The following is a 3,524-nucleotide window of genomic DNA, read 5'->3' as shown; positions in this document are numbered from 1 at the left end:
GCCCAGATATCTAAGTTTGCAGGAGCAGAGAAAATATTGCTATCATTAACAGTACCAACACTTTCTGCATTATCTACCTTAATTGTTCTAAGCTCAACTTTAGATCGATCAACGAAAATCCATTTTACTTGGTTGAACATTCCGCTATCTCTTGTCCAAGATTTATTGTCGTTGTTAGAACGTAATGGAGCTCCCCAACAACCTTCACCAGTATATACTGTTCCACTTACATCATCTCTGACAAAACCTTCTTCATTTCCAGTATCGGTAGAAGGTCTTACCGGCCAAGTCGTTTTTACTGTATGTGCATCACATTCTACAACTAACTTGACATTATTTTGGTAGAAAAGGTCTGCCCAACTGCTGTAATGTGTGTTTCCTTCCGTTTTGCCACTTACATGTGGTCGCATAGGTTTATGGTATTGAGCAGACTTCCAATATACATTTGCATTGGCAGCCAAATCATTGGCCAACCAAGTTGTTTGATCACCTGTGATAGACATCTCTGTATTAAGTGTATATACTCTCAGTAAATCTGTACCAAAAGTAATTCCATAGTACACATCAGTAGATGGTGTATCAAACAGATCATAGATCATTCCGTTAGAACTTTCATGGTTACCTCTTGCGGCAACAATCGGAATCATACGGCCGTCTGTACCTATTGTCAATTGCCAATCGTCAAACCAGTTTTGCCATTGTTCGTCTGTACCTGCAGAGGTCATGTCGCCACCAAAAAATACAGCATGTGGACGAAGTCTCGCCACGATACGGTTGCCGTTCTGACGAGGTTCTCTGTTGTTACGAGAATCACCACCTGAGATAAATGATAGACGTTCTGAAGAAGAAGAAGGAGCGGTCTTAAACCAGAAACGTTGGCTTGTTCCGTCGCTATCTTTGATCACAAAATAATAAGCAGTATTCGGTTGTAAGCCTGTCAATCGAGCAATCTGGTTGCTCATTCCTTTGTAATCTACAGAACGGTCTACGCTTTTAATGAAAGCGTACGCATTGGCATTCGTACCATGATCTACCACATCATAGTGCACAACAGGATTCTCACCAGAAATTTGGTTCCAAATAATATTGATGGTAGTTGCTGGATCATCTCTGAACGTAAGACGATATTTGTCTGTTGAGGCATAGGTATTCCATGCCATTCCAAGCATTATCATGTGTACCATGAATAATGATCGTAATAGTAATTGTTTCATCATTTCACTTGTTAAAAATAGTAGTTATAAGAAATCTGATTCGTTGAAAGTATTTAAATTTCTTATTGAAAAAATTCCCCAAATTATCTGCAATTTGAGGAGCAATACATATCAGTATAAAAAAGATATGCTACCGACATCTTAATGGAATGTGCAGTAGCATATCATGTGATTTATATTAATTAGCTAAACCGATATTACTCAATAATTTCTTAGAGAAGTTTGGCGATTCCACTTTTGCAGTATCCTTAGCATTATTAATCTGAGTCAGGATGATTAATGGAAGTAAAGCATGTGGTGCTCTATAAATTACGGCAGGTAACCATTGTAATAATGTATTTCCTAAGAAATCAATGTGGAAATGTCCTGTTAATCTAGCCATTGATGTAAGCGTTCCCCAAAGCACCATGTAAGCCAACATTGGCTTTTGAATTCTTGGGATAAAAATACCAACGGCAACAATAAAGTCTAGAATACCTGCAGTTAGTAATAAATCTTTCGCAACGCTTTCAGTAACGCCCAACGTAGAAATTGTCATGTCTACAAACTTACCAGGTACAGGGTAGAAACCTACTGCATATAAACCATGGCAGATAAATGTTAGGGCGATCACACATTTTGCAAACAGTATTGGAAATTTTTCTTCTTTATAAGTAACCACATACCATAATAGAAAGGGTGCAGAGAATTGAGCTGAATATTCTAAAAGTTGGCCCAACTGCATAAATTTTTCTTTTGAATAGAGGAAAGCCAAAAACATCAACCCTAATGCACCAATGATCTGAAGCTTCATACCAATTTTCTTTAGGATACCTTCTTTGTTTAAAAAGAAAACCGAGATAGCCGCTAATAGATATAAAACACCAAATAGATCGATGCTAAGATTGATCATTTTGTCTGTAGTAGGACTAGTTACGTAATCAAACCAATTATAACCTAATACGTTTTCGACAAAGCCTCTTAGTAGCCCTTCGTCCCATAATAAAGTTCTAAATGGAGCATCCCAAACTAAATGTTGAATTGCTCTACCTATAAAAACACAAAATGTACTTGTAGCAAGTAATAAGTATAATTTCGATTTCATTTTTCTTTTTTGTTAATACGTTTCTTATTCTTTTTCTGTAAACTTCAAGTAAGCCTTGGCTTACTTGAAGTAGATGATAGTTTAAGGGGAATTTCCAACGTTTACTTCAGAAGGTTTACTGTTTTATATAGGTTTTCTCCCATAATTCTAACAGCATATTTACCTGGAAGTAATGTTGATGTTTTTATTTCAATTTTATTGCTTCCGCTGTTTGCTCGAACATTTTTAGTTAACACTATCTTTCCTGAAATATCATAGAAAGTGATACTAATTTGTTGAGTTGAACTTGCGTTAAATTCTAGATTTACAATATCTGTAATAGGGTTGGGGTACACTTTAAATGGATTGGTTTTTTCAAAGTCAACTCCTAATACTGGATTTGAAGTATCATCTTCATCATCATTATCAGATGGATCTTCTTCCTCTGTTTCATTTCCGGTATCTTCATCGTCATTACCTTCCTCTTCATTGTCATTTCTTGTACCTTCCACAACGAAATTGGCAGTAATGTTTTTGTTCTGATCCATAAGTACTGTCACAGGGTTTTCATCGCTTGTGATGTCGCCAGACCATCCGTTAAATTCATAGCCAGAAGTAGGGTTGGCTGTTAATGTTACTTCTTGACCTTCCTCAAATAATTCCTGATCAGGAGCAGAAGAGGTAACAGTACCGTTGGTCGCCTCAAATGATAAAGTATAAGTGTTTTTAAACTCAATGATAAGTTGTGGTGCTTCTGTACTTGAACCTTTGTAAGACTCTGCAACTCTACGGCCAGTACCTTCGATGATAAATGCCATATTATTTCCTGAAGTCCATCCATCTCTATCGATTACTTCTTGAACAAGTGTACTTAAATCCGGCGTTTTCTGAGCATCACCTGCATCCCCAACAACATCCCAATCTACAGGCGTCCATACTACAGATGCAGTGGTTTTAGGTCTTGATGATATATCATTGATAGTTGTAGTAAAGGCTACTGGAGAATTATCGTATTGAGCGTAGATATTCATCGAACCTTCATCATTTTTATCTTCATCTGCCGTAAATTGTATATAGGCTTCTTTAATTATTGCACCCTTAGGAATATCCAATGCTTGGAAACGTATACCTACGATTTGATTCCCTGCATCTTCATGAGGATCGTAAACTAATTCCAAATCAGAACTACTAAGATCTATAGACCCGTCCTCGGCTTCTTCCGCATCATCTTCATCAGTACTTACGCG

Annotated in this window: 3 protein-coding genes; all 3 read right to left on the bottom strand. The window is 37.0% G+C overall.

Annotated features, from left to right (window positions below):
- Positions 1-1,217, bottom strand: a 1,217-nt coding sequence (locus HGP29_RS27850; RefSeq protein WP_168885752.1) for a purple acid phosphatase family protein, incomplete at its 3' end; no start/stop codon positions are given.
- A gap of 175 nt (positions 1,218-1,392) precedes the next feature.
- On the bottom strand, positions 1,393-2,298 hold the full coding sequence (locus HGP29_RS27845; RefSeq protein WP_168885751.1) for a hypothetical protein: 906 nt from the start codon (positions 2,296-2,298) through the stop codon (positions 1,393-1,395).
- Between the two features lie 101 nt (positions 2,299-2,399).
- On the bottom strand, positions 2,400-3,524 hold a 1,125-nt coding region (locus HGP29_RS27840; RefSeq protein ID WP_168885750.1), incomplete at its 5' end, for an InlB B-repeat-containing protein.

It is taken from the genome of Flammeovirga agarivorans, assembly GCF_012641475.1.
In the GTDB taxonomy this organism is placed as follows: Bacteria; Bacteroidota; Bacteroidia; order Cytophagales; family Flammeovirgaceae; genus Flammeovirga; species Flammeovirga agarivorans.
Note: the sequence above shows the minus strand (reverse complement) of the source record. Positions and strands in the feature narration are given on the sequence as shown.

Coding starts and splice junctions, on each gene's coding strand:
- HGP29_RS27845 (WP_168885751.1), bottom strand. CDS start 2,298: ATGAAATCGAAATTATACTTATTACTTGCTACAAGTACATTTTGTGTT.